At 52.9% G+C, this 25,448-nt stretch carries 23 protein-coding genes; 5 read left to right on the plus strand and 18 right to left on the minus strand.

The window, feature by feature from the left end; all coding sequences use genetic code 11:
- Positions 1-58: 58 nt before the first annotated feature.
- From infB to pip, 9 genes are all read right to left on the minus strand, one after another.
- Positions 59-2,557, minus strand: a complete 2,499-nt coding sequence (gene infB, locus CLV80_RS14565) for a translation initiation factor IF-2 (protein ID WP_106358669.1) — start codon at positions 2,555-2,557, stop codon at positions 59-61.
- Positions 2,554-3,189, minus strand: coding sequence for an RNA-binding protein (locus tag CLV80_RS14570; protein ID WP_106358670.1), 636 nt, complete (start codon positions 3,187-3,189; stop codon positions 2,554-2,556). Before CLV80_RS14570 ends, infB begins: the two co-directional genes overlap by 4 nt.
- Positions 3,190-3,215: 26 nt before the next feature.
- Positions 3,216-4,829, minus strand: coding sequence for a transcription termination factor NusA (nusA, locus tag CLV80_RS14575; protein ID WP_106358671.1), 1,614 nt, complete (start codon positions 4,827-4,829; stop codon positions 3,216-3,218).
- Complete coding sequence (rimP, locus tag CLV80_RS14580) at positions 4,829-5,404, minus strand: ribosome maturation factor RimP (protein WP_106358672.1); 576 nt, start codon at positions 5,402-5,404, stop codon at positions 4,829-4,831. Before rimP ends, nusA begins: the two co-directional genes overlap by 1 nt.
- Positions 5,405-5,629: 225 nt before the next feature.
- Positions 5,630-7,171: an ABC transporter substrate-binding protein gene (locus CLV80_RS14585; protein WP_106358673.1), complete on the minus strand. Its 1,542-nt coding sequence runs from the start codon at positions 7,169-7,171 to the stop codon at positions 5,630-5,632.
- 73 nt (positions 7,172-7,244) lie between these two features.
- Complete coding sequence (locus CLV80_RS14590) at positions 7,245-8,891, minus strand: ABC transporter ATP-binding protein (protein WP_106358674.1); 1,647 nt, start codon at positions 8,889-8,891, stop codon at positions 7,245-7,247.
- Positions 8,888-10,087, minus strand: coding sequence for an ABC transporter permease (locus tag CLV80_RS14595; RefSeq protein ID WP_207766594.1), 1,200 nt, complete (start codon positions 10,085-10,087; stop codon positions 8,888-8,890). The genes CLV80_RS14590 and CLV80_RS14595 overlap by 4 nt, the downstream gene beginning before the upstream one ends.
- A complete protein-coding gene (locus CLV80_RS14600) occupies positions 10,084-11,076 on the minus strand; it encodes an ABC transporter permease (RefSeq protein WP_106358675.1) in 993 nt (330 codons plus the stop codon). The genes CLV80_RS14595 and CLV80_RS14600 overlap by 4 nt, the downstream gene beginning before the upstream one ends.
- 59 nt (positions 11,077-11,135) lie before the next feature.
- On the minus strand, positions 11,136-12,131 hold the full coding sequence (pip, locus tag CLV80_RS14605; RefSeq protein WP_106358676.1) for a prolyl aminopeptidase: 996 nt from the start codon (positions 12,129-12,131) through the stop codon (positions 11,136-11,138).
- A 49-nt stretch (positions 12,132-12,180) separates the two neighbouring features.
- On the opposite strand from pip, the gene ubiG reads away from it, so the two are divergent.
- Entirely contained in the window at positions 12,181-12,927 is a 747-nt protein-coding gene (gene ubiG, locus CLV80_RS14610) for a bifunctional 2-polyprenyl-6-hydroxyphenol methylase/3-demethylubiquinol 3-O-methyltransferase UbiG (protein WP_106358677.1), read from the plus strand.
- Positions 12,928-12,934: 7 nt separating this feature from the next.
- On the opposite strand, the gene CLV80_RS14615 is transcribed toward ubiG, so the two are convergent.
- From CLV80_RS14615 to CLV80_RS14630, 4 genes are read right to left on the minus strand one after another with little or no spacing between them, the layout of a single operon-like run.
- Positions 12,935-13,378: a MarR family winged helix-turn-helix transcriptional regulator gene (locus CLV80_RS14615; protein ID WP_106358678.1), complete on the minus strand. Its 444-nt coding sequence runs from the start codon at positions 13,376-13,378 to the stop codon at positions 12,935-12,937.
- A complete protein-coding gene (locus CLV80_RS14620) occupies positions 13,378-14,208 on the minus strand; it encodes a carbon-nitrogen hydrolase family protein (RefSeq protein WP_106358679.1) in 831 nt (276 codons plus the stop codon). Before CLV80_RS14620 ends, CLV80_RS14615 begins: the two co-directional genes overlap by 1 nt.
- A complete protein-coding gene (gene grxC / locus CLV80_RS14625) occupies positions 14,208-14,462 on the minus strand; it encodes a glutaredoxin 3 (RefSeq protein ID WP_106358680.1) in 255 nt (84 codons plus the stop codon). The genes CLV80_RS14620 and grxC overlap by 1 nt, the downstream gene beginning before the upstream one ends.
- A 30-nt stretch (positions 14,463-14,492) precedes the next feature.
- Entirely contained in the window at positions 14,493-15,215 is a 723-nt protein-coding gene (locus CLV80_RS14630) for a double zinc ribbon domain-containing protein (RefSeq protein ID WP_106358681.1), read from the minus strand.
- Positions 15,216-15,237: 22 nt separating this feature from the next.
- On the opposite strand from CLV80_RS14630, the gene CLV80_RS14635 reads away from it, so the two are divergent.
- The 3 genes from CLV80_RS14635 (at position 15,238) to CLV80_RS14645 (ending at position 18,667) form a co-directional block, all read left to right on the plus strand.
- On the plus strand, positions 15,238-16,065 hold the full coding sequence (locus CLV80_RS14635) for a methyltransferase domain-containing protein (protein ID WP_243394588.1): 828 nt from the start codon (positions 15,238-15,240) through the stop codon (positions 16,063-16,065).
- A 57-nt stretch (positions 16,066-16,122) separates the two neighbouring features.
- The gene (gene hemH / locus CLV80_RS14640) at positions 16,123-17,187 is read left to right on the plus strand and encodes a ferrochelatase (protein ID WP_106358683.1); all 1,065 of its coding nucleotides are present in this window, start codon (positions 16,123-16,125) and stop codon (positions 17,185-17,187) included.
- Positions 17,188-17,404: 217 nt separating this feature from the next.
- A complete protein-coding gene (locus tag CLV80_RS14645; RefSeq protein WP_106358684.1) occupies positions 17,405-18,667 on the plus strand; it encodes a serine/threonine protein kinase in 1,263 nt (420 codons plus the stop codon).
- Here the strand turns inward: CLV80_RS14645 and CLV80_RS14650 are convergent.
- Positions 18,664-19,245 carry a L,D-transpeptidase gene (locus CLV80_RS14650; protein ID WP_106358685.1) on the minus strand — a complete coding sequence of 194 codons (582 nt, stop codon included), beginning with the start codon at positions 19,243-19,245 and terminating at the stop codon, positions 18,664-18,666. The genes CLV80_RS14645 and CLV80_RS14650 overlap by 4 nt on opposite strands.
- Positions 19,246-19,412: 167 nt before the next feature.
- Between CLV80_RS14650 and dalA the strand changes: the two genes are divergently transcribed.
- On the plus strand, positions 19,413-19,958 hold the full coding sequence (gene dalA, locus CLV80_RS14655) for a divisome-associated lipoprotein DalA (protein ID WP_106358686.1): 546 nt from the start codon (positions 19,413-19,415) through the stop codon (positions 19,956-19,958).
- Here dalA and CLV80_RS14660 read toward each other — a convergent pair.
- The 4 genes from CLV80_RS14660 to CLV80_RS14675 form a co-directional block, all read right to left on the minus strand.
- Positions 19,955-20,443 (minus strand): L,D-transpeptidase family protein, encoded by a 489-nt coding sequence (locus CLV80_RS14660; protein WP_106358687.1) that lies wholly within the window; start codon positions 20,441-20,443, stop codon positions 19,955-19,957. The genes dalA and CLV80_RS14660 overlap by 4 nt on opposite strands.
- Positions 20,444-20,532: 89 nt before the next feature.
- The gene (locus CLV80_RS14665; RefSeq protein ID WP_106358688.1) at positions 20,533-21,735 is read right to left on the minus strand and encodes a class I SAM-dependent RNA methyltransferase; all 1,203 of its coding nucleotides are present in this window, start codon (positions 21,733-21,735) and stop codon (positions 20,533-20,535) included.
- Positions 21,735-23,567, minus strand: a complete 1,833-nt coding sequence (locus tag CLV80_RS14670; protein ID WP_106358689.1) for an ABC transporter ATP-binding protein — start codon at positions 23,565-23,567, stop codon at positions 21,735-21,737. The genes CLV80_RS14665 and CLV80_RS14670 overlap by 1 nt, the downstream gene beginning before the upstream one ends.
- Before the next feature lie 17 nt (positions 23,568-23,584).
- Positions 23,585-25,411 carry an ABC transporter ATP-binding protein gene (locus CLV80_RS14675; RefSeq protein ID WP_106358690.1) on the minus strand — a complete coding sequence of 609 codons (1,827 nt, stop codon included), beginning with the start codon at positions 25,409-25,411 and terminating at the stop codon, positions 23,585-23,587.
- Positions 25,412-25,448: the final 37 nt, after the last annotated feature.

The raw sequence follows: 25,448 nt of genomic DNA on the forward strand, positions 1-25,448 counted from the left end.
ATAAAAAACAAAGGGCGGCCCAATTCGGACCGCCCTTTTTATTTCTATGTAACGCTTATTACAGGTTACGTTCGACTTCTTCACGTTCGAAGATTTCGATCACGTCATCTGGACGGATATCGTCGTAGTTTTCGAACGCCATACCGCATTCTTGACCAGACTGAACTTCTGCAACTTCGTCTTTAAAGCGCTTCAGCGTCTTCAGCGTACCTTCGTGGATAACCACGTTGTCGCGTAGCAGGCGTACGCCTGCAGAACGACGAGCCACACCTTCGGTGACGATACAACCAGCAACCTTGCCGACGTTGGACACCTTGAAGACTTCTTTGATTGCAGCGTAACCGATGAATTTCTCGCGAATTTCGGCGGACAGCAGGCCAGATGCCGCTTTCTTCACGTCGTCTACAAGATCGTAGATGACTGAATAGTAGCGAATTTCGATGCCCTTCTGGTTGGCAGTGTTACGCGCCGATGTATTGGCACGTACGTTAAAGCCAAACACTGGTGCGCCAGACGCTTCGGCAAGACCGATATCTGTTTCAGTGATCGCACCAACGCCGGAATGCAGAACGCGGACGCGGACTTCATCGTTACCGATTTTTTCCATCGCCTGAACGATCGCTTCGGCAGAACCTTGAACGTCGGCCTTAACAACAATCGGCAACTCGCTGACGTTTTCGTCGGCTTTGGCGTTCGCCATAAGCTGCTCAAGCGTCGTAGCTGCACCAGCTGCTGCACGTTTTTCTTTGGCCGCTTTTTCACGGTATTCCGCGATTTCACGTGCCTGCGCATCAGTGTCGACAACGTTCAGAACGTCACCAGCTTCAGGTGTACCATTCAGACCAAGCACCTCAACAGGAACCGCTGGACCAGCTTCGGTTACACGCTCGCCTTTGTCGTTAATCAACGCACGCACTTTACCGTACTGCTCACCCACAACAAAGATGTCACCTTGGCGCAGCGTACCGTTCTGGATCAAAACAGTCGCAACGGGACCGCGACCAACATCAAGTTGAGCTTCGATCACAGCACCTTCGGCAGCGCGATCAGGGTTCGCTTTCAGTTCCAAGATTTCCGCCTGAAGCGCAATCGCTTCGAGCAAAGTATCAAGGCCCTGACCCGTCATTGCTGAGACTTCAACATCCTGCACATCGCCGGACATTTTTTCAACGATGACCTCGTGCTGCAACAGATCGGTGCGCACTTTGTCAGCATTTGCTGCAGGCTTATCAATCTTGTTGATCGCGACGATCATTGGGACCTTTGCGGCCTTAGCGTGGTTAATCGCTTCGATGGTTTGCGGCATAACCGCATCATCAGCAGCAACAACCAGAACAACGATATCCGTGACCTGTGCACCGCGCGAACGCATCGACGTAAAGGCAGCGTGACCCGGTGTATCCAAGAACGACAGAACAGCACCGCTGTCTGTAGTGACCTGATAAGCACCAATGTGCTGTGTGATCCCGCCAGCTTCGCCAGCAACCACTTTCGCGTTACGGATCGCATCAAGAAGCGACGTTTTACCGTGGTCAACGTGACCCATGATCGTGATGATCGGCGGACGTGATTGCAGATCTTTTGGATCGTCGTCAATTTTAGTGATCACGTCTTCGACGTCAGCGTCAGAAACACGGACCACTTTGTGGCCGAATTCTTCGATGATCAATTCAGCCGTATCAGCGTCGATTGTTTGGTTTTGCGTCGCCATGATGCCGTTTGTCATCAATGCCTTAACGACATCAGCAACACGTTCGGACATACGGTTCGCCAATTCAGAAACGGTGATCGCTTCTGGCAGGGCAACGTCGCGGAATACCTTTTCACGCTCAGCAGAGACACCCATCGCCTTGGCGCGGGCGCGATCTTGCTTGCGCTTCATTGCAGCCATGGAACGCTGACGACCACCTTCGCGGCCAGCTGTCGCGTTGTTCAACGTCAGTTTGCCGGAACGGCGACCATCGTTGGCGCCACCACGGCCTGGCTTTGCTTTTGTTGCTTTATCACGGCCGGAAGGATCACGGTCTGTTTTACGTGGCGCAGAAGATGGGCGCGTAACAGCTGTTTCACCAGGAACCGCCGCCGCGTCAGGTGCGGCTGGCGCAGGTGCAGCGGCTTTCGCCTTCGCTTTTGCAGCTTCTACACGCTTACGCTCTTCTTCTTCGGCTTTCGCCTTTGCGCGTTCTTCACGGGCGCGATCTTCAGCTTCTTTTGCTTCGATCTCTGCACGACGTGCTTCACGCTCTGCTGCACGGGCCTTTTCTTCGGCTTCGCGCTTCGCTTGTTCTTCGGCTTCGCGGGCTTTCGCCATCGCAAGCGCCTTCATCCGGCGTTCCAGCTCGACATCCGAAATGCCTGCGGGCCGTTTTGAAGGGTCGCCACCAATCGGGCCTGAACCACCAGATGGCTTGGCCGTGCCGGGCTTTGGCACCACAACGCGTTTACGTTTGGTTTCCACCACGACGTTCTTGGTCCGCCCATGGCTAAAGCTTTGCTTCACGTTGCTTGGACGCGAACCACCGAGACCGAGTGTCTTTTTACCGTCGTTATCGCTCATTTAGCTTCTTTATCCTTCCCGGAGGCCGTATCGCCACCGTCCACTTCGCGCAAGCCACGTAGCTTTGTGGCTTCGTCTACAACACGATTGCTGAGTCCGCCAGTCGCAAGCGCGCCATGTATCACACTTTGCCGCCCAAAAGCCAAACCCAATTCTTCAGCAGTAAAACAGCCAAAATATCGGGCACCTTCGGGCGTCCACAATTTCGCCTTGCCGCGTTCGGACCCATCAGAAGCCTGAACCAAGACGCGGACCCGCTCGCCACCGGCGAGCCAACCCTTTACCTTTTCAAATCCACAAACCGCACGGCCCGCTTTACGGGCCATTGCGATCATATCTACCGTATGACGTGCAAGCTGACGCTCAACTTCAACCGCCAAACCGTCGGGCACGGTGACCGGCTGTTTGGCAGAACGGGAAAACTGTCCCCTTGTTGCCGCTTCCAATGCTTCACGCGTTGAAGACACATACATGCCGCGGCCGGGTAGTTTTCCCAACACATCGGGATAAACTTGGTTGTCAGGACCCACAACGAACCGGATAAGCCCAGCTTTTGGCTGCGCCTCTCCGGTGACGATGCACTTACGTGTCGCCTCGTCGTCTTTTAGTTTGTTGTGGCCACCACGTGCCATATATTATCCCCTTAAAAGGCCTAAATTTAGGCCTCTTCTTCCTCTGTCAGATCGTCTTCGTCGTCTGTGTCCGCTTCGAGTTCAGCCGGATCAACCCAACCCAACATCACACGCGCAGTCATGACCATGTTCTGCGCCTCTTCCAAGGACACGTCGAATGGCTCTAGAACACCATCGTCTTTGGAACGCTCGCCATCGACGATGGTCCACCCACCGGCTAGTTCCCAGTCGGCGCAGGTTGCAAAGTCTTCCAACGTCTTAACGCCATCATTACCCAATGCTTCAAGCATCTGCGGTGTCAGACCTTCAAAGCTTGCAAGGCTATCTTCCACACCCAATGCACGGGCAGCATCCATGGCTTTCTTGGCTTTTGCTTCCAAAAACTCGCGAGCACGGGTTTGCAGTTCGCTTGCTGTATCTTCGTCAACGCCCTCGATGACAGTCAATTCGTCAACTTCAACGTATGCGACTTCTTCAAGGTTGGTGAACCCTTCTGATACGAGTAATTGGGCAAAGAACTCGTCCAGATCAAGTGCATCCATGAACAATTTCGTACGCAGTTCGAATTCTGCCTGACGACGCTTGGATTCTTCCTCTTCGGTCAGAATGTCGATATCCAGACCGGTCAGTTGCGAAGCAAGGCGCACGTTTTGACCGCGACGGCCAATTGCCAGTGACAATTGCTCATCAGGAACAACAACTTCGATTTTGCCAGCTTCTTCATCCAAAACAACTTTGGACACTTCGGCAGGCTGAAGCGCGTTCACAAGGAACGTTGGCATATCTTCATTCCAAGGAATGATGTCAATTTTCTCGCCCTGAAGTTCGTTCACAACAGCCTGAACGCGGCTACCGCGCATACCAACACAGGCACCGACAGGGTCGATCGAGTTGTCGTAAGAAATTACAGCGATCTTAGCGCGTGAACCTGGGTCACGTGCAACGGCTTTGATATCAATCACACCCTCATAGATCTCAGGAACTTCCATCTTGAACAGCTCAGCCATGAATTCTGGCGCTGTGCGAGAAAGGAAAATCTGCGGACCGCGCTGTTCGCGACGTACTTCTTTAATAAAGCAACGGATACGATCGTTCGGGCGGTATGCCTCGCGGCCGATTTTTTCGTTACGACGCAGGACCGCTTCGCCAGCACCCACATCAACGATAACATTGCCGTACTCTTCGCGCTTAACCAGCGCGTTGATGATTGTACCGGCCTTGTCTTTGAATTCTTCGTATTGCTTGTCACGCTCAGCTTCGCGGACTTTTTGCAAAATAACCTGTTTCGCAGATTGCGCCGCGATACGACCCAGCTCAACGGGGGGAACTTCCTCGATGAACTGCTGACCCACTTCGGGGTTTTCCATGTATTCTTTGGCTTGCTCGACGGTGAATTCAGACTGGTAGTTTTCCAGCTCTTCGTCTTCGACGACGGTACGCACGCGTGTAAACGTTGCCTTACCTGTCTTGCGGTCGATGGAAACACGAATGTCCATTTCAGCGCCGTAACGGGATTTAGCAGCCCGAGCGAGCGATTCTTCCATCGCCTCGACAACCAAGCCGGCCTCGATGTTCTTTTCGCGCGCGACGGCTTCGGCCGTTTGCAAAAGTTCCAGCTGGTTCGCGGAAGTATATGCCATCAGGTGTTCTCCTCACCGTCGATTATGGTTTCAATCTCATCAAATTGGGCCTCATCAATCTGGCCCGCATCTTTGCGCCCGCGCAGTACGTCGCGGATCAATTCATCTGTCAGAACCAGCTTGGCATCTGACAGCCATTCAAATTTCAGACCAATCGTTCCCTCAGGGATCGTGATCAGGATTTCGTCGCCTTCAGTACCGGCCAACGCACCTTTGAACCGGCGACGACCGTCGATCAGTTCATCCGTTTCGATCTTGGCTTCAAAGCCTTCCCACTGGTCAAAGTCTTTCAGGCGGGTCAGCGGGCGGTCGATGCCCGGGCTGGAAACCTCAAGGTTATAGACATCAACAATAGGGTCTTCGACATCCAACACAGCGCTCAGCGCTGTGGACACGTGTCCGCAATCGTCAACTTCCATCGTGCCATCAGGTTTTTGCACCATGACTTGCAAGATCGTTTCCTTGCCCGACATCAGCCGAACGCGCACAACTTCGAACCCCATGTCTTCGACAACAGGGGTGATAATTTCAGCGATACGGCGGTCGATGGCCGCTTTAGCGATCAGGTCGTTCATATCTCTCTCAAGCACAAAAAAACGGGCGCGCGGCCCGTTGATATTTCCCGGTGGAGCCGTTGGTTTTGGAAGCCAAGACGCCGCTATTGTCGATCATATACGCCGAGACGCCCGAGTCTGCAACCCCTCCGCGTTTTGCAAATTTAAGAACGTCAAAATGCGGTCCCAAAGCAAAGACGCCCCACCTTTCGGAGGGGCGTCTTAGATTAGTTAACGCGGTGTGGCTTACGCCCCCCACCAACGCTCTGCCATGCGGCAGTTATCCATTTGCCACAGGTTACCAACAACGTCAGGAGATGCGATCCGGTTGTTCACAGCTTGTACGTAGTTCGCAAACATTGGCACCAGTGCGCCGCCTTCTGTGCTTAGGATTTGCTGCATTTCGCCGTACTGATCACGACGTTTGTCGCTATCAAGTTCAGCACGAGCTGTGATCAACAGTTCTTGGAAGCGTGCGTTTTCCCACTTGGTGTCGTTCCAAGGTGCGCCAGATTCATAAGCAGATGAGAACATCCAATCTTCGGTCGCGCGGCCAGACCAGTAACATGCACAGAATGGTTTCTTCAGCCAAACGTTGGACCAGTAACCGTCAGCAGGTTCCTGCACCACGTTAATATTGATGCCGCCAGCAGCCGCAGACGCTTGGAACAACTGTGCTGCGTCAACCGCGCCTTCAAACGCTGCGTTGGATGCAGACAGATCAACGCTAAGGCTATCAAGCCCAGCTTGCTGCAGGTGGAACTTTGCTTTGTCTGGATCGTAAGCCAGCTGCTCCATATCAGCGTTGTAATACTGGTTTGCTGGACCAATCGGGCTGTCGTTACCAACCTGACCGTGACCAAGAAGGATCTTGTCGACCATTTCCTGACGGTTGATGCCGTACTTCAGCGCCTGACGCACGTGCACATCATCAAATGGCGCGGTGTTCGTGTGCATTGGGAACGTATAGTGCTGGTTGCCAGTCACTTCTTGCACACGCACAGCAGGGTTCGCGTTCAGCAGAGCTTCGCCCTTAAAGTCGATCCGGTTGATCGCATCAACCTGACCAGTCAGCAGTGCGTTCATACGTGCAGTGTTGTCGTTGATCGCGATGTATTCGATTTCATCGAAGAAACCAGCGCTGTCACCTTTATAGTGGTTTTCATAACGCTTGCCGACAAAACGCACGCCGGGATCAAATGCGACGACTTCGTACAGACCCGTACCGATACCTTTTGCAATCGCCTCTTCGATCTGACCAGCAGGGTAGATCAACAGGTGATAGTCAGACATCAGATATGGGAAATCTGCGTTGCCAGAGGCAAGCGTGAACTGAACCTGATGCTCAGTGATTTTCTTCATCTCGGTGATCGCAGACACGATTGGCTGCGCGCCAGATTTCGAACCTTCGGCCACGTGTAGCTGAAGGGATTCAATCACATCGTCAGCGCCAAAAGATTTTCCGTTGTGGAATGTCACGCCCTGACGCAGGTTGAATGTCCAGACTTTGGCGTCTGGGCTTGCTTCCCAGCTTTCTGCCAATTCGCCTTTGAGGGAACCGTCAGCACCGTTTTCGGTCAGACAGTCAAAGACAGCGCCCATACCGGCACCGATCATAAACATATCGGCGTGTGTACGCCCGTCCCAGCTATCGGATGTGTTTGCGCCGTTTAGGCCAGCGGTGAATTTACCGCCACGTGTTTGCGCGCGCAGCGGCATACCGGACAGACCCAATACGCCAGCGGCGACACCCGTTTTCAACAGACCGCGTCTACTAATTCCATTCATTGATCGTACTCCCAGTTATCTTATTCGAGCGATATTTTGCCCGCTTATCCCATCTTAGAATGGGTGATTCGTGTTACATCTTATCAACTGCTGCATCGCCGACGTTATCAACTCCGCGTTCTTTCAGCAGATTAGTCAGCCAATCCGGATCCATTTCGGGCACCGAGCTCAGCAATAGATCTGTGTAGGCGTGATGTGGCGGCGTAAACATATCGACCTTTGGCCCCTGCTCTACCACGCGACCATCCTTCATCACGACGACCTCATCCGCAATTGCGCGCACAGTCGCGAGGTCATGTGTGATGAACATATAGGAAAGTGACAAGTCATCCTGCAATTTTGCCAACAAGCGCAGGATGCCTTCGGCAACGAGTTGATCCAACGCCGATGTGACCTCATCACAAATGATGAATTTTGGCTCGGCTGCTAAGGCACGCGCGATACCAACCCGTTGTTTTTGACCGCCCGACAGTTCGGACGGCAGGCGATTATAGTATTCTGATGGCTCTAGCTCGATCTGTTCAAGTAACTGATCAACGCGTTTGCGTTTCGCAGCACCCGTCAGCCCCAGATAAAACTGGACCGGGCGCGCAATGATCTGACCGATCGACATACGCGGGTTTAGCGCGGTGTCAGCCATCTGATAGATCATCTGCACCTGACGCAACTGGTCCTTACTACGCTTTTTGTAACTCGCAGGCAGTGCCTCTCCGTCTAGCAAAATCTGCCCTGACTTCGGTGGCAACAGCCCAGTGATGCACCGTGCAGTCGTGGATTTACCTGACCCAGATTCACCAACCACAGCGACGGTGCGACCTTCGTGCATGTCAAAGCTAACGTCGTGCAGCACCGGGGTAGAACCGTAGGATGCATCTACATTCTGAACGCTAATGACAGGCACAGCGCCGGTCGCAATCGCAGGTTTGGCCGGGCGTTCAAAACTGCGCACAGCCCAAAGCGATTTCGTGTATTCTTGCGTTGGCGCGTCGAGCATGGTGCGAGTATCGGCGGTTTCGACCTCATCACCCTTAAGCAACACCTTAATCCGGTCAGCCATTTGCGCCACAACGGCCAGATCATGCGTGATATAGATCGCAGCGGTGCCAAACTGATCTACGATATCGCGGATCGCCGATAACACTTCGATCTGGGTGGTCACATCCAGCGCAGTTGTGGGTTCGTCGAAAACGATCAGATCAGGACGGCATGACATCGCCATCGCGGTCATCGCACGCTGCAATTGCCCACCGGACACCTGGTGCGGATAACGAAAACCAATCTCGTCCGGGTTTGGCAGCCGCAGCTTGCGGTACAACTCCATCCCGTCTGCTTCGCTTTCGGCGCGGCTCATCACGCCATGTTGCGAAGGGCCTTCGACATGCTGGTCGATCAGACGGTGCGCGGGGTTAAAGCTGGCGGCGGCGGACTGCGCGACATATGCGATCCGCTTACCTAGCAATTCACGTTTGACCGCAGCAGATGCGGTCAGCAAATCAATCCCGTCGAATTCAATCGTACCGTCGCTAATCCGAACACCGTCTCGGGTATAACCCATCGCGGCCAGACCCAGCGTGGATTTCCCCGCACCAGATTCACCGATCAGGCCAAGGACCTCTCCACGAGCTAACGTTAGATCAACACCATTGATGATCGGGTTCCACGTTTCGTCACTGCGGCCTTCGATCTTGACGCCGCGCATTTTCAACAGCGGTTCGGTCATTCTTTTAGCCCCGATGATTTATGCAGCATCCAGTCGACAACAAAGTTCACAGCGACGGTTAGCAGCGCAATCGCACCCGCTGCCAACAGCGGCGCGGTCGCGGCCATTGGCGCAAATTGTGCGTAGTTCACAAAACCACTTAGATCACGAACCATCGTGCCCCAGTCCGCCAATGGTGGCTGGATACCCACACCAAGGAACGACAGTGCGGCAATGGTCAAGAACACAAAGCAAAAGCGCAGGCCAAATTCAGCAAGAAGAGGTGCGGTCGCGTTGGGAAGAATTTCTTTGAAAATGATGTAGCCAAAGCCCTCGCCACGCAGCTTTGCAGCCTCGATATAGTCCATCACAACGATGTTTTGCCCAACTGCACGCGAAAGGCGGAAAACACGCGTACTGTCGATTACGGCGATGATAATCACCATGAACACGGTAAGCGGGATACCCAGACGCGGCGCCCAGACGCTTGCGATTGTCATCAACAACAACGCAAAGATCAGTGAGGGGATCGCCATCAAGACATCAACCATGCGCGACAGCACTTGATCCAACCAACCGCCGAATGTCGCGGCCAAGAACCCGAACGTGCCACCTAAGAAGAACGCCAGAAGCGTGGTCGCAAAAGCAATCCCAACAGTGTTCTGCGCGCCGTAAATCAAGCGGCTCAGAATATCGCGACCAATCTGGTCCGTGCCCAATGGGAAATCAGGATTACCACCCAACGCTGGGTCCCCACCCGGGGTGATGTTGGCGGCTACGCCCGGAATGATTTGTTCTTGGCCATATGGTGCCAGTAGGCCCGCAAAGATTGCCAAGATCGCATAGATCAAAATGATCATGACACCAAAGGCCGCAGTCAAAGGCATGGCGCGGAACATCTTGCGGCTCCACGCGGTGCCGACCCGACGGCCAGCAAGACGGAACAGCCATGCCGCGATAGCAAAGATAATGAAACCTTCGATGCCTATGCGTAGAAAGAAGAATTTATTCGCGATGGCAGGATCACTGCTGCGGCCCTGAAAATAGGCCCAAATCAGCCAGCCAACGACCAACACCGCCAAAATATAGCCATAGGCGACACCAAACGGCATATCGCGAAACTTGGGCACGTTCCCTGTCGCAGCCTGCCCGGCAAAACGAAACACCCACGCCAAAGCGCCCATGCCAACTAACACTGCTGCGATCCATAAAATCATTTCGGATGCCTCAGACGTGGATTGGACAGGATCGACATAATGTCAGCCGTCAGGTTCAGCAAAATATAAGCAGCGGCAAAGATCAGGCAGCAGGCCTGAACAACCGGGATATCGCGGGTCTTAACGCTATCAACGAACAGTTGACCGATACCGGGGTAAACAAACACCACCTCGACCACGACAACGCCGGTGATCAGATAGGCCAAATTCAATGCAACCACGTTGATAATCGGCGCGAGCGCATTTGGCAGCGCATGTTTAACGATCACCCGCATCGGCGACATCCCCTTAAGGCGCGCCATTTCGATATATGGGCTGGCCAGCAGGTTAATGATCGCCGCGCGTGTCATGCGCATCATGTGCGCAGTCACAACAAGGGTCAGCACCAGCGCGGGCAACATGGATTTATTCAACCGTTCGCTAAACGCCATCCCGTCATAGATATTCGACAAGGATGGAAAGATTGGGTTCAGCACCGCAAGAAACAGGATCAAGACATAGGCCAGAAAGAATTCAGGGCTAGAGATCGACGTGAGCGTGAAAATGTTAGCAGCACGATCAAACACCGAATTGCGATAAAGTGCGGCCAGAATACCCAGCGTCACTGACAACGGGACGGCAATAACTGCGGTTACCGCCGCAAGGAACATCGTATTGGCAAAACGTGGCCCGATCTGTTGCGCTACGGTTTTTACGCCAGATGTTGTTCCACTAAAACTGGCGGCATTTGCGCTAGCAAAACTCGCACCAAAATCACCCTGAACAACACCGCCGAGCCAATCAAAATAGCGTGTGACCATAGGCTGATCTAAACCAAGATCACGGCGAATAGCTGCGACAGATTCTTCGGTGGCGCCTTGCCCCAAAATCGCTTGCGCGAAATCGCCGGGCAGCATGTTCACTGCAACAAAGATCACCACTGATACGATAAGCAAAGTAAGCAAGCCCAGCGCAAGACGCTGCATGATAATCTTTAGGACATTGTCCAAAATAACGTGTTCCCAGTTAGTTAGACGCAACAGTAACGGCTAGAATTGGGCTGTAAACCCTAAAGACCCAAGAAGTCCCGCTGGGTGCTGAACACATCCATGCTGCGGACGAGCTCTGCGCTGATACCCGGTTCGGACAATGCGTGACCCGCACGGCCCACCATGGTCAACCGGGAATTCTGCCATAGTTTCGATAGCTTATGCGCAGATGTCGGTGGACAAATCATGTCGTAACGACCCTGCACAATGACCCCCGGAATATGCGCAATTTTCGCCATCTGATCGGGGTGCAAAATTTGTTGGTTTTCTGCCAAAAACCCGCCGTTTACGAAATAATGGTTCTCTAACCTTGCGAATGCCCGGGCATATTCAGCCGGCGCTTCTCCAGTCGCGCCATCACTATCAATCGCAGCCAACGCGTTTTCCCAAGCCGCCCACGCACGGGCATGTTTGACTTCTTCAGAACGGTCGCCACCAAATAGACGGCGGTGGTATGCAGCGATAAGATCGTCGTGTTCATCGTCGGGGATCAAAGATGTGAACCGATCCCATAAATCGGGCCAGAATTTACCTGCGCCGCCGCCATAGAACCATTCTAGCTCTGGCTGCGTCATCAAGAAAACACCACGCAGGGCCAAACCCAAAACATGGTCAGGATGCGCTTGGGAATAAATCAAAGATAGCGTCGCGCCCCAGCTTCCGCCGAAAACCACCCATGATTCAATTTCAAGAACATTTCGGATTTGCTCAATATCAGCAACCAAATGCCACGTCGTGTTGGCGATGACACTTGCATGCGGGCGTGAACGACCACAGCCGCGCTGATCGAACAGCACAATGCGGTAAATCTCTGGATCAAAATAGCGACGCATTGCTGGGCTACAGCCGCCACCCGGACCACCATGTAGCACGACAACGGGTATACCATTCGGGTTGCCGCATTGTTCAACATAGATCTGATGCCCATCCCCCACGTCCAGCATTTGCCGATCAAATGGGTCGATGGGTGGGTAAAGATATGCGTATGCGCTCTTTTGTCCTACGACTTTGTCCATAATCATCCTATATCGCGTCTAAGAAGCACTGACCATCCGGAGCGAGCGCATGTCTGCCACCAACACCGTCGACCCATCTGAAATCGCCAAGTTCGAAGCCATGGCAGCAGAATGGTGGGACCTGAACGGAAAGTTCAAGCCATTACATATGATGAATCCGGTGCGACTGGACTATATCACGCGCCAAATCGCCGCTGAATTCGGGCGTGACCTGACCGAACCAAAGCCATTCAAAGGTTTACGCATTCTGGATATCGGCTGCGGTGGCGGGTTGCTTTGCGAACCAATGGCACGTTTGGGCGCAACTGTCGTAGGCGCTGACGCAGCGGCGGCAAACATCCCGGTCGCTATGGTGCACGCCGAACAATCTGGGCTGGATATCGACTATCGTCACGTGACCGCCGAAGCCCTGGCAGAAGCCGGTGAACAATTTGATGCAGTACTAAATATGGAAGTAGTCGAACATGTTGCAGATCCGCTTGGCTATCTGACCGCCTGTCAACAACTGCTCAAGCCCGGCGGTATCCACATCTGTTCAACCATCAATCGAAACCCAAAATCGTTTGCGATGGCGATTGTCGGAGCAGAGTGGGTCATGCGTTGGCTACCCAAAGGCACCCACGAATGGGCGAAATTCATTACACCTGATGAGCTTTTCGCGCTGATTGAAAAGGCCGGGATGACACCTGTTGATCGTAAAGGGTTCGTGTTTAATTTTGCGAAATTCACTTGGTCGATCTCTGACCGAGATTTGTCAGTGAACTATGTCACGGCAGCGACAAAGCCGGTGGCATAACGCTAGGCTATTCTAGCTCGCTTAGCTTTAGCCGTAATTCACGCAAAACTGGCAGCGCGATGCGCACCTTGTCGGCGCCGACTTCCTTCACGACTTCGGCGATCACGGGGGCAATCGCGGCTAGCGCTGCGTCGCGAGCCGCTTGGCCTGCAGGGCTAATTGATACCATCTTGCGGCGTGCATCATCCCAATCCGGACGAATATGAACCCAACCGGCGCGCTCGAGCTTATTAACGGTATTCGTCATGGCACCGCGCGTCAGGTGAAACGTCTTTGCCAATTGTGCAGGCGTACGTTCCATCCCGGCATGACCAAGCTGGTTCAAAACCGAAAAATGCGACAGCTCCATCCCTTTGGGCAGTACACGTGCAACACTTGCCCGCGCCAATTGGTCGACAACAAGAATCTCACTAAACAGTGAAACAGCGAGATTATTTGTGGTTTCCGACATTAAGGCCCTTCAAAGGCCCTGTCTTGAGTAAGGGCCGCAATACGTTTCCGGCTTTCTGCCACTTCTGATAGGTCAATATCAACCATTGCGATGCCAGGCGCCGAGCCGGAATCCGCTAACACTTCGCCCCAAGGTGAGATTGCCAGCGAGTGCCCATAGGTCCGTCGGGGTTTTCCCGTCGACGATGCGTGTTCACCTGTTTGCGCCGCAGCCAAGATGTACGACCCGGTCTCAATGGCTCGGGCACGCAAAAGGGATTCCCAATGGACGGCACCTGTGACGGGTGAAAATGCTGATGGAACAAGTATAACATCCGCACCACCCTGCGCTAATGCGCGGTAGAGATACGGGAAACGGACGTCAAAGCATATGCTTAGCCCCAGCTTTGCAAATGGTGTTTCTGCAACAACCGCCCGCGAACCGGGACGATACCCTGCAGATTCATTATAAACCTCGGTCTCAGACACCGCGACATCAAACATATGAATTTTGTCATACCGAGCGACAACCTCTCCCTCTGGGTTGACCAAAAAGGACCTGTTCGCAAAACGCCCATCCACATCGTCCGTTTTCAGCGCAAGCGATCCAATCGACAGCCAAACGCCGTTGTCTTTTGCAGCAGCACATAGCCCAGCAAGCGTTAAGTCGTCTTCCTCGTGCTGCAAGACTTCTTGCTGTTGTTGTCGGCTTTGCGAAATGCAATTCGTCACTTCCGGCGTCAAAACAAAACCCGCGCCCAACGAAGCGGCGCGCGCGACGAGGTCAACCGTTCCGGGCAAATTTGCTTCCGGAGAATCGCTGACATTGAGTTGTAAAAGTGCGGCCTTCATCAGGCCAGCATAGCATCCAACTTACCACTTCGATCAAGCCCCATCAGGTCATCACAGCCACCGATATGATTTCCTTCAATAAAAATCTGCGGAACAGTGCTACCACCATTCGCGCGCTGGATCATTTCGGCGCGTCGATCAGGCTGAGCCAGAATATCGACCTCCGCAAAGCTCACGCCTTTGGCCGTCAAAAGACGCTTTGCCATATGGCAAAACCCGCAAGTGGATTTTGTGTAAATTTCAACAGTTTTCATCGTTTCATCCTTAGTACATTTACCCTGCATCTAAGCGTCTTTGACCACCCGTGCCAGTGTAACAATAGACACATGTGTGGCACCGGCTGCCTTCGCGGCCTCTGCGCTAGCGGCCAACGTGGCGCCGGATGTCATTACATCGTCCACAATCAGCACGGGCTTCCCGGCGATTACATCAGCACATTTTGGGTTTGGCACAATCGCCCCAGACAGCGCAGCAAAGCGCGCATCACGGCTATGCCCCTCAAGAGGTTTTGTCTTTTTGGGCCTTAGAAGCGCATCAGAGCAAACAGGAACACCCAGTTCCCGGCCTAAGGCATGCGCCAGTAACGCGGCCTGATTGTAACGGCGCTGAACGCGACGCACCCAATGGAGCGGTACCGGCACTAAAACTGTATCATCACGCAAAAGCGGGCGCGCCATCCGCGCAAGCCATATCGCGGCAGGTCGCGCCAAATCTGTACGATCCCCGTGCTTGAAACCCAACACTAACTTGCGACCAATCCCTGTGTATATCAGCCCTGCTCGCCCATGATCCCATGGTCGGGCGATGGTCATGCAATCATCACATTGCTCGATTGTGCCTGTATCTTCGCCCGGAAGCGGCGCGCCACAGGTGTCGCAAATCAGCCCTCCAATAAACTTTGTTTCACGCCAACATGCACCACAAAGTCCAAATTCAGATTCCGTTTGCGCGTCACATGCGACGCATTGCGCAGGGTAGATTGCTCTGATCACGCTTTGCATTCGCATGTTTGCACCCTAGATGGGGGGCATGGAAAATATGCCCGTACTTGTTGACCGCCTCGCCCTGCAACGTAATCGCGCCCGCGCTGACGCGGATGCGCTGTTCTTGCACGAAACATTAGCCGCTGAGCTGCAAGAAAGACTGAACGAGGTTAACAGAACCTTTACGTCCGTTGCGATCGTTACTGGATTTCCTGATTTTTGGGCGCAGGCCTTTCCAAACGCGACCATTTTGGCAGACGATGATACTCTATCTGCGGAACCCGAAACCCATGATCTAATTTTACACGTTATGGCACTACATTGGTCAAACGATCCTGTCGGGCAACTTGTCCAGTGTCGGCATGCGCTGAAACCCGATGGCTTATTACTTTGCGGGTTCTTAGGCGGCCAAACACTGCATGAACTGCGTGCGTCATTGGCAGAAGCCGAAGCTATCGTCGCCGGCGGCATATCACCACGTATCGCACCGATGGGCGAAATTCGTGACCTAGGCGCATTGTTACAGCGCGCAGGCTTTGCGTTGCCTGTTGCAGACGCCACACCGCTTACTGCAAGCTATGCCAATGCGTTTCATCTCATGCACGATTTGCGCAAAATGGGCGAAGCCAACGCGCTAGATGCGCGGATTAAACACATGACCCGTCGCAACGTGATGACCGAAACCGCAAGCATTTACGCCGAACACTTTAGCAACGATGATGGTCGGGTTGATGCAACATTTGAACTGATCACCCTAACCGGCTGGTCACCCGGCGAGGGGCAGCAACAACCATTACGTCCCGGCAGCGCGACGACCCGACTTGCCGATGCGTTAGGCGCGACAGAAACGCCCTTAGATCAATCCAAAGATTGACCTTGGACGTAAACTATTTAACTCCGTTCTAAACATTCGTTCCAAAAGGCCACGCAAATGTCTGATAAACCGCAGCCTGCAACCTGCCCTGCCCACGCCCCTGCTAACCACCCAAAGATCAAACCTGCAAAGGTAGGTATTCTGTTAGCAAACCTTGGGACACCGGACGGAACCGACTATTGGTCGATGCGGCGGTATCTGAATGAATTTCTATCCGACAAGCGGGTTGTCGATTACCCTACTTGGAAATGGCAACCAATCCTGCAACTGATCATTCTGACGATCAGACCTTCAAAATCCGGCGCTGCGTATAAAACCATTTGGAACAACGAAGCAGACGAAAGTCCGCTGCTGACGATCACCAAACAGCAGACCGCAGCGATCAAAGCAAAAATGGAAGAACGCTATGGCGATGATGTCATGGTCGATTTTTGCATGCGGTACGGCAACCCTTCGACCAAATCCAAAGTCCGTGAAATGACTGAAGCAGGTTGTACCAAAATTCTATTCTTCCCGCTTTACCCACACTATGCTGGCGCAACTTCAGCAACCGCGAACGATCAATTTTTCCGCGCGTTGATGGAAGAAAAGTGGCAGCCAGTCGCCCGTGTCGTAGAGCCATATTTCGAAGACCCCGCGTATATTGATGCGCTCGCGAAATCCGTGGAAAAGGCATACGCAAACGCTGACAAAAAACCTGAAAAGCTAATTTGCTCGTACCACGGTGTGCCTGAACGTTATTTGCATGAGGGTGACCCCTATCACTGCCACTGCCAAAAAACGACACGCTTGCTAAAGGAACGTCTAGGTTGGGACGACACCCAGATCATGACGACATTTCAGTCGATTTTCGGTCGCGAAGAATGGCTAAAGCCATATACCGTAAAAGAAGTCGCCCGACTAGCAAGCGAAGAAGGCGTTAAGGACATCGCCGTTTGCGCACCAGCGTTTTCGGCTGACTGCATCGAAACGCTGGAAGAAATTAACGAAGAGATCAGGGAAAGTTTTGAGCACGCAGGCGGCGAAGGGTTCACATATGTGCCTTGCCTGAACGATAATCCGGATCACATCGATGCATTATCCGGCGTGATCGAGCGGAATTTACAAGGCTGGCTCGAATAGAATCACACCGCCCAATTAAGGCAAATTCAGTTAGTCAGCGCCCTCATTTAGGGCGCTGACGGATACAATGATTATTAATTATACATTATTGTAAATGCAGGGTATTGTTTGTAGGCGATTTTTTGCTTGTTGGCCGCATTACCACCACATTTATCCGGCAAACATTGACTTGAGTTTTGGGGAAGGCGCTCGTTTTGGCGCGCGCATTTTATAAGATATGACAACGGCAACGCCAGAAAAGAACCTTACCAATTCGCCCACCCGCGGCGAGGCTCTTCCCAATGGGACTGTTCTGCTCGGTGACCAATTCATCATTAAACGACGGCTTGGTAATGGCGGGTTTGGTATCACCTACCTTGCCAAAGATAATTATTTGGATCGCAGCGTTGTCGTAAAGGAATGCTACCCCGAAGTATTTTGTCGCCGTGACGGTAAAAACGTCTATGTGCGGTCCGACAGGCATTACGAAAAATACCGGTCAATCGTTGAAATGTTCATGCGAGAAGCACGGACAATCGCAAAAATGCGGCACCCGAATGTTGTCGGCGTTCACCGGATTTTTGAAGATAACGAAACAGCCTATATGATCCTAGATCTTATTGATGGCCGCGATCTTTTAGACATCATCAAAGACAAAGAACAAAATCTAAAGCCAAAGCAAATCAAAGACATATTGATCAAGCTACTTGATGCTGTTGATCTTGTTCACCGCCAAGATCTACTTCACCGTGATATTTCGCCTGATAACATCTTACTTGATAAATGGGGCAATCCCGTTCTGATCGACTTTGGCGCAGCCAGAGAAGAAGCAAGCCGTGAAACCCGCGAACTTTCTGCTGTTCTAGTCGTCAAAGACGGATACTCACCGCAGGAATTCTATTTCGCGGGTGGAAAACAAAGCCCCAGCAGCGATCTCTACGCACTTGGCGCATCGTTCTATCACCTCATTTCTGGCAAAGCCCCACCCAACAGCCAAACACGTATGGCTGAATTCGCGAGCCAAAACCCAGACCCATGCGAACCCTTAGCTGGGCGATTTGACGAATATGATCGGACATTTTTGGAAGCAATCGACAAAGCCATGTCGATATTACCAAAAGACCGGATCCAATCAGCACGGGAATGGTCTGATCTTATTGATGGCGATCAACGAAGCCGCATTAAGCCTTTGTTGCTTAAGCCAAGTGATAACCTGGGTCAGGTTTTGACTCGGCTTGTGTCTGAAACGAATGAATATGTGTTAAATTCAGAGCCACGGGAAAATACTCGTAAGCCCAACCCTGTTTCTGCACCGAAAAAGAAAATTCCAGACTGGGTTCACGAATTCAACGAAGAAACATCCAAGTCTATTGAGCGTTCAAAAGCGCGAGCGCGCACCAATACCAGCGAAATCCCGGTCTACACCCCACCGGCACCTACGGCATACGGACATAACAAATCCCGTATCGGTGCGTGGTTCACGCGGCGTTTCAGCTCTTAAATCAGCAATACCTGTGTGCCAACTTTAGCATAGCCAAACAACTCTGCGATCTGCTCATTGTATAGCCCAATGCACCCGTTAGATGACCGGCGACCAATCTTGCGCGTGTCGTGCGTACCGTGGATGCGATAGTATTGCCAAGACAAGTAAAGAGCGTGCGATCCCAATGGGTTATCTGGACCTGGACCAATAAATTCAGGCCACTCAGGGTTACGGATGCGCATTGCTGGTGTCGGCGCCCAACTAGGGCCTTCGACCTTGCGCGTCACTTCTGTTCGGCCAGTGCGGGTCAGGTCATCTGTCAGGGGCACACTGGTTGGGAAAAGTTTGTATATAGCCTGATCTTCAGACCAGTAGTGCAGCGCACGCGACTGAATATCCACCAAGATAGCCCCGTTATTCAGGTTACTGAAATACGGCTGCCAATCGAGCGAACGAAAGCTAGAAATGTTGCGCTGAACTTGCTGCGACAGATCGCTTTCGATTTCGGTCGAATTGGCCGTTTGTGCCACAGCACCGGTGCCGATCATAGCTGCACCTGCGGCCAAAAACCCACGACGTGACAGATCATTATTCATTTCGGTCTCCGGTTCAATATGAACTTCTTTCAGTCTTGCAATCTAATGTGTCTGGTCAGTCACTGCAATTCAAACAAATGTCAGATGGACGCAAGTGACGTAATGTGGGTTTGAAGTGTTCCGCTGATGTCGCTAATGATGAAAAATGCAACCGAGTTAGGTAACTAATGTACAGAAGAGAGATAATCCTAGGGCTTGTGGCCACCACATTGGCCGCATGTGACCCGCAACGTGCTTTGGGTCCTGATGGATTACCCGTGCAGACTGTCTACCGGATCACCAGCAAAGACGAAGCGGCCGTTCAATTCAGAATGCTAGACAGCGTAAACTCGCTTCGTGGCACATCTGGCGCAGCACCCGTTGAATTGAATGCACAATTAAACGCAGCCGCCGCGACACATGCGCGTGATATGTCCGCACAGAACCGACCATGGTTATTCGGATCAGATGGATCCAGCCCGCTTGACCGTGCACGTCGCGCTGGGTTCCCCGGTAGGTTGCTAGGCGAAAACATTTCGGAATCTTATGAAACCGAATTGCAAACGCTTGCCGCATGGATGGGGCAACCAGATACGCGTGCCGTGATCTTGGACCCGGCAGCACGCTCTATGGGTTTTTCATGGTACCAAGAACCGGCAGGCAAACTTTGGTGGTGTATGAACATGGGTAGTGATCCAACCGTATCACGGCCAATCGCCCCAGTCACATTCTAAGCGTAGATCGTTACCAAGGTACCTGTCTGAACCATCGCATAAACGTCGTCCATTTCTTTGTTTGAAATGGCGATGCACCCCCACGTCCAATCGGCCTTCCCGACCCACGGATCAGGTGTGCCGTGAATAAAGATATCGCCGCCTGGGTCCAACCCCTGACTGCGCGCATAGGCAACGTCATTAGCATTTGGGTAAGAAATGCCCAATGACAGATGATATCTACTGTTCGGGTTACGGCGATCGATCAAATATGATCCTTCCGGTGTACGCCCATCCCCTTCGTACACTTTGTGTCCTTCAGGCGTGAAACCTAGCTGGAATCGAAATTCACGTAGAAGCTGGTTTTGATGCAACAACTGCATCGTACGCTGTCCTTTAAGGACCTGAATGCGGGTCACCTGTGGCCCGCTATAAACTTGTGGTCCTGCGCTACAGCCGGCCAAACCTGCTGCTGCGCCAACCATTACTGATCGTCTTGAAATCATATCACTGCCTACTTGTACCGGTCTTCGCCGTTTTGAAGTAATTTAACCGTACATTGTGGCAAAAGGTAGGAAATTCTAGCTGTTTACCCTCATTTTCGTGTGAATGGGGCGACGACCTCTACGTGTGGGGACCAGCGGAACTGATCGACTGTTTGCACCCAAGGCATGCTAAACCCAACATCTGTCAGCATTTTTGCATCGCGGGCAAATGTGATCGGGTTACACGACACCATCGCAATTGTTTTAATCTCGGAACGGGCCAATGCCTCGATCTGGGCTTCAGCACCGGCACGCGGGGGATCAATCACGGCAGCATCAAAGTGGCGCAGCTCGTCTGGTTCTAACGGACGGCGGAATAGATCGCGCGTTTCAGTTGTCACTTTGCGCAGCTGATGACCTTCGCGCCAACCACGATCAAGCGCGTTCAACATTTCAGCCTCGCCCTCAACGGCGTGAACCTCGGCCCGTTTAGCGATAGGCAGTGTGAACGTGCCGCATCCTGCAAACAGATCAACGACACGGTTCGCCTTGGCCGTAATTTCTTCGACGGCTTGCAGCAGCGTGGTTTCACCGTGCTTTGTTGCCTGCAAAAACGCGCCCGGAGGAGGCGTCACCTTTGTGCCGCCAAAATCTTGGGTCGGTGGATTGATAGTAACGACAGGTTCGTCGTTCCAGACCAGACGCGACAAACCATGCTGGTTTGCAAATGCCGCCAATTCAACACGCAACTGCGGTGTCAGGTCTTTGTCTGTGGCAACAAATACATCCGGACCAAGCGCGGCATCAGTAACCGTCAGGTCAATCTCGCCTTTGCGGGAACATGCCAAGACGGTCAGGGCCTCTAGCGCGGGCTGAATGGCCAATATCGCTGGTGTAACCAGTTGGCAGTCAGGCACAGCAACCAACGTGTGGGACGCGCGACCGTGAAACCCGACCATCGCGCCCTTTTTGGTACGGCGCCCAGAAAGCTTTGCACGACGACGAGACCGTGCTGGCGAAGTCGCCACCGCGCGAAAATCAGGGGCGAGCCCGTGCGCCTGCACTGCCTTTTGAACAATGCCCAGCTTCCAATCCGCGACGAATTCATCTTTCGCGTGCTGCATCGCGCATCCACCGCAAGATTTGTAATGCCGACAAGATGCCGCAACGCGGTCGGTCGACGGTGTCACGATCCGCACGGTGCCGTCTTGGGCAACTTCGACTTCTTCACCGGGAAGAACACGAGGTAGCAAAGACCGCCCATCAGATGCGCGCCCCATGCCAAGGTGAGTCAAGCTTTCAATCGTTAACATTATTCCGCCGCATCTTTCGCATCTATGAAACCACCAGACTGCCTATTCCAGTAACGGGCATAAAGCCCACCTTTGGCCAGCAAGTCGTTGTGCGTTCCTTGTTCAACAACGCGGCCCGCGTCAAGCACGATGATGCGATCCATCTGCGCCAAAGTAGACAAGCGGTGGGCAATGGCGATCACTGTCTTGCCGTCCATAATGGACTCTAATGCACCTTGAATCGATGCTTCGACTTCGGAATCGAGAGCACTTGTCGCCTCATCCAGCACCAAAATTGGGGCATCTTTTAGAATGGCGCGGGCAATCGCGATACGCTGTCGTTGGCCGCCAGACAGCTTTACGCCACGTTCACCCAGATGCGCATCATAGCCTTTGCGCCCCTTGTGATCGACCAACTGAAGAATAAAATCATGCGCCTCTGCCTGTTTGGCTGCTGCTTCGATTTCGTCTTGGGTCGCGTCTGGTTTGCCATAGCGAATGTTATCAATCGCTGACCGGTTAAACATTGCGGTTTCCTGGGTGACCATCGCGATCTGGCGACGCAGGCTTTCTTGGGTGACGTCCCGGATATCTTGGCCGTCAATCGAAACAACGCCTTCTTCGGTGTCGTAAAGACGCAGCAGCAAAGCCACCAATGTCGATTTCCCAGCGCCAGACGCGCCAACCAAACCCAGCTTTTCGCCCGGTTCAACAGAGAGGTTCACCCCATCCAACCCACCGGGCCCGCCACCATATCGAAAACTGACATCCTGCAAGGCAATCGCGCCTTGATCCGCGTTCAGCTCCGCCGCGTCAGAAGCATCTGTCAAAGAATGCGCAGGGCTAAGGGTATGCATCGCATCTTCAAGCTCACCCACGTTGGCGTACATACCCATCAACGTAAAGCTGACCCAGCCCGTCATTTGCGACAGCCGCAAGGAAATCGCACCTGCTGCGGCAATGTCACCCGCCGTTGCTGAACCCAAACTCCAGAAATACAGCGTCGCGCCGACCAAAATGATTGGAAGCAACCCGCCCAGCGCCATTAGCCAGAACCGAAACGCCGCAGACAACCAGCCATAACTTATCGCCCTATCGCGATAGTTTTCCATAGATTCGATCGCGGCACGGTCTTCGAAATCATCGTGGGCGAACAGCTTTACGGTCTTAATATTCGTGATGGTATCAACCACCTGCCCTGTGACCATCGCACGTGTTGCAGCACGTGCCTTTGCGCGTTTACGGATACGAGGCATGAAGTATTTAATCATACCGATATAGGCGACCACCCATAGCGTCAGCAGCGCAGCAGACCGCAGATCCATCGTCAGCAACAGAATGATCGACCCAACAAGCGAAGCCAACGCAAAGGCCACAGTGTGGATCATATCGACCACCAAATCTGTTGCCGCTCTGGCCGCTTGCATCTGCTTTTGCGCAATACGGCCAGCAAAATCATCGTCAAAGAATGTAACCGACTGCCCAATTGAATGCCGATGCAGGCGCGACAAGATGAGGTTGCTTAAAGACGGTGCAATGACCACGTTTTGAAGAAGCCCAGACACACCTAGGAAAATCGGGCGTACGACTACGAAAAATAGGGTTACGCCAAGCAACAACATCATGTTTTGCGAGAAATAAGAACCAGCATCGGACGCTAGCGCCGCGTCGATAACCCACCCCAGCATCAGGGCGGTGGCGACTTCTAGTGTTCCCGCCAAAGCAGACACTATTCCAGCCAAAAACACTACTTTTATGCTGCCTTGCACGCACCATTTTAGGAACGCCAACAAGGTCTGCGGGGGCGGCCCATCGGCGCGTTCGAACGGGTCGATCCAGTTCTCTGGTTTCATTCTATGTCCTGCTCAAATTATCCTAGGAACCCACCAGATTGACGAGCCCAGAACCGCGCGTATTGCCCGTTCGCTGCTAACAAATCGTCGTGACTGCCGTCCTCGATGATACGGCCTTGGTCCATAACGATAATACGATCCATCTGCGCGATGGTCGAAAGTCGGTGAGCGATGGCAATAACCGTTTTACCTTGCATCATCCCGTAAAGGGTCTGCTGGATCGCGGCTTCGACCTCACTATCTAGCGCGCTTGTCGCTTCGTCCAGTAACAAGATCGGCGCGTCTTTCAGAATAACCCGCGCGAGCGCGATACGCTGCCGTTGACCACCCGAAAGCTTAACACCGCGTTCACCAACGCGTGCATCATAACCCTTGTTACCTTCAGCGTCCTCAAGCCCCTGAATGAATCCATGGGCTTCGGCCTTTTGCGCGGCAGCGATCATCTGCTCTTCGGTGGCATCTGGACGTCCGTACAAAATGTTCTCACGTACCGATCGATGCAACAGCGATGAATCCTGCTGTACCATACCGATAACGCGCCGCAGGCTTTCTTGGCTAACAGACGCAATATCCTGTCCGTCAATGACAATGCGCCCCTCTTCCGCGTCGTAAAAGCGCAGCAACAGCTTGACCAGCGTCGACTTACCCGCACCAGATTGCCCAACAAGGCCCACCTTTTCACCCGGTGCTATCGTCAGATTGATGTTATCTAAACCGCCACTTTCTTTGCCATAGTGATGGGACAGGCCGGAAATCTCGACCTTGCCTGCACCCATTTTAAGTGCGCCAGCGCTATCATCATCCAACAATCGAATTGGCTGCGCGATGGTTTTCATCCCTTCAGCGACGACACCCAGTTCACGGAAAAAGTTGCTGATTGCCCACATGATCCAGCCGGACATCGCATTCAGACGCAGCGCCAACGACGTCGCAACAGCAACAACCCCAACAGAGGCAACACCCTGCATCCACAGATAGATCGCCCAACCAACGACCCCAACGATGAGCAAACCGTTCAAGATCATCAATGCCACATCCATGATCGTGTAAAGGCGCATCTCTGCTTGGAACGTACTGCGCGCCTTTTCTATTGCGTCTTTGGCATAGGCAACTTCACGGTCGTGATGCGCGAACATCTTGACCGAGTGAATATTGGTATAGCTGTCGACAACGCGACCGGTAATTGCACTGCGCGCGTTTGATGAAGCCTCTGACGCGGGGCCAATCCGTTTCACGACCCAGCGCAGAAGAAACGCGTAGGGTATAAACCAAAGCGCAAGCGGCAAAATAAGCCACGCGTCAGCCTGCCCGAGCAAAATGGCAGCACCGATAACATAGGCAATCGCAAAGGTTATTGCGTCGAATAATTGAAACACGACCTCGCCCGCAGCTGGGGGTGTTTGCATGATCCGGTTGGCAATACGGCCGGCAAAGTCATCCTCGAACCATCCGACGGATTGCCGCAGCACGTGCTTGTGTGCTCGCCATCGCACCAATGTCCCAAAGTTGGGTAGGATCGTGTTATTTAGCAGTAAAACTTGGAAGATATGGATGGCCGGTCGCAATGTCAGAATGAACACCGCAACCAGGATGAGCTCTAGCCCGCTTTGCATCCAGACCTGTTCTGGGGTGCCGCCTGACAATATGTCGACAAGCCGACCAAGATAGCCAAGCAACCAAATCTCGACCGCGGCAATAACCACTGACGCGATTGCCGTAATGGCGAAAACGCCAATGAATGGCTCTGCGTATTGCCGCAAAAATGGGTAGAGCCGCGTGGGCGGCGCATCGGTTTCTTGATAAGTGGTATAAGGATCGACCAGACCTTCGAAATAACGAAACATGGACCTGCCTTTCGGATACGCGAAAGACATAGCAAGG

It is taken from the genome of Yoonia maritima, assembly GCF_003003285.1.
Classification (GTDB): Bacteria; Pseudomonadota; Alphaproteobacteria; order Rhodobacterales; family Rhodobacteraceae; genus Yoonia; species Yoonia maritima.

Bases quoted from the DNA above. Each gene is read 5' to 3' on its own strand.
- CLV80_RS14630 (WP_106358681.1), bottom strand. From the start codon at position 15,215: ATGCGAATGCAAAGCGTGATCAGAGCAATCTACCCTGCGCAATGCGTC.
- ubiG (WP_106358677.1), top strand. From the start codon at position 12,181: ATGTCTGCCACCAACACCGTCGACCCATCTGAAATCGCCAAGTTCGAA.
- CLV80_RS14585 (WP_106358673.1), bottom strand. From the start codon at position 7,171: ATGAATGGAATTAGTAGACGCGGTCTGTTGAAAACGGGTGTCGCCGCT.
- infB (WP_106358669.1), bottom strand. From the start codon at position 2,557: ATGAGCGATAACGACGGTAAAAAGACACTCGGTCTCGGTGGTTCGCGT.
- CLV80_RS14595 (WP_207766594.1), bottom strand. From the start codon at position 10,087: ATGATTTTATGGATCGCAGCAGTGTTAGTTGGCATGGGCGCTTTGGCG.
- CLV80_RS14590 (WP_106358674.1), bottom strand. From the start codon at position 8,891: ATGACCGAACCGCTGTTGAAAATGCGCGGCGTCAAGATCGAAGGCCGC.
- CLV80_RS14615 (WP_106358678.1), bottom strand. From the start codon at position 13,378: ATGTCGGAAACCACAAATAATCTCGCTGTTTCACTGTTTAGTGAGATT.
- nusA (WP_106358671.1), bottom strand. From the start codon at position 4,829: ATGGCATATACTTCCGCGAACCAGCTGGAACTTTTGCAAACGGCCGAA.
- dalA (WP_106358686.1), top strand. From the start codon at position 19,413: ATGTACAGAAGAGAGATAATCCTAGGGCTTGTGGCCACCACATTGGCC.
- CLV80_RS14570 (WP_106358670.1), bottom strand. From the start codon at position 3,189: ATGGCACGTGGTGGCCACAACAAACTAAAAGACGACGAGGCGACACGT.
- grxC (WP_106358680.1), bottom strand. From the start codon at position 14,462: ATGAAAACTGTTGAAATTTACACAAAATCCACTTGCGGGTTTTGCCAT.
- CLV80_RS14660 (WP_106358687.1), bottom strand. From the start codon at position 20,443: ATGATTTCAAGACGATCAGTAATGGTTGGCGCAGCAGCAGGTTTGGCC.
- CLV80_RS14620 (WP_106358679.1), bottom strand. From the start codon at position 14,208: ATGAAGGCCGCACTTTTACAACTCAATGTCAGCGATTCTCCGGAAGCA.
- CLV80_RS14650 (WP_106358685.1), bottom strand. From the start codon at position 19,245: ATGAATAATGATCTGTCACGTCGTGGGTTTTTGGCCGCAGGTGCAGCT.
- CLV80_RS14670 (WP_106358689.1), bottom strand. From the start codon at position 23,567: ATGAAACCAGAGAACTGGATCGACCCGTTCGAACGCGCCGATGGGCCG.
- hemH (WP_106358683.1), top strand. From the start codon at position 16,123: ATGTCTGATAAACCGCAGCCTGCAACCTGCCCTGCCCACGCCCCTGCT.
- CLV80_RS14665 (WP_106358688.1), bottom strand. From the start codon at position 21,735: ATGTTAACGATTGAAAGCTTGACTCACCTTGGCATGGGGCGCGCATCT.
- rimP (WP_106358672.1), bottom strand. From the start codon at position 5,404: ATGAACGACCTGATCGCTAAAGCGGCCATCGACCGCCGTATCGCTGAA.
- CLV80_RS14635 (WP_243394588.1), top strand. From the start codon at position 15,238: ATGGAAAATATGCCCGTACTTGTTGACCGCCTCGCCCTGCAACGTAAT.
- pip (WP_106358676.1), bottom strand. From the start codon at position 12,131: ATGGACAAAGTCGTAGGACAAAAGAGCGCATACGCATATCTTTACCCA.
- CLV80_RS14675 (WP_106358690.1), bottom strand. From the start codon at position 25,411: ATGTTTCGTTATTTCGAAGGTCTGGTCGATCCTTATACCACTTATCAA.
- CLV80_RS14645 (WP_106358684.1), top strand. From the start codon at position 17,405: ATGACAACGGCAACGCCAGAAAAGAACCTTACCAATTCGCCCACCCGC.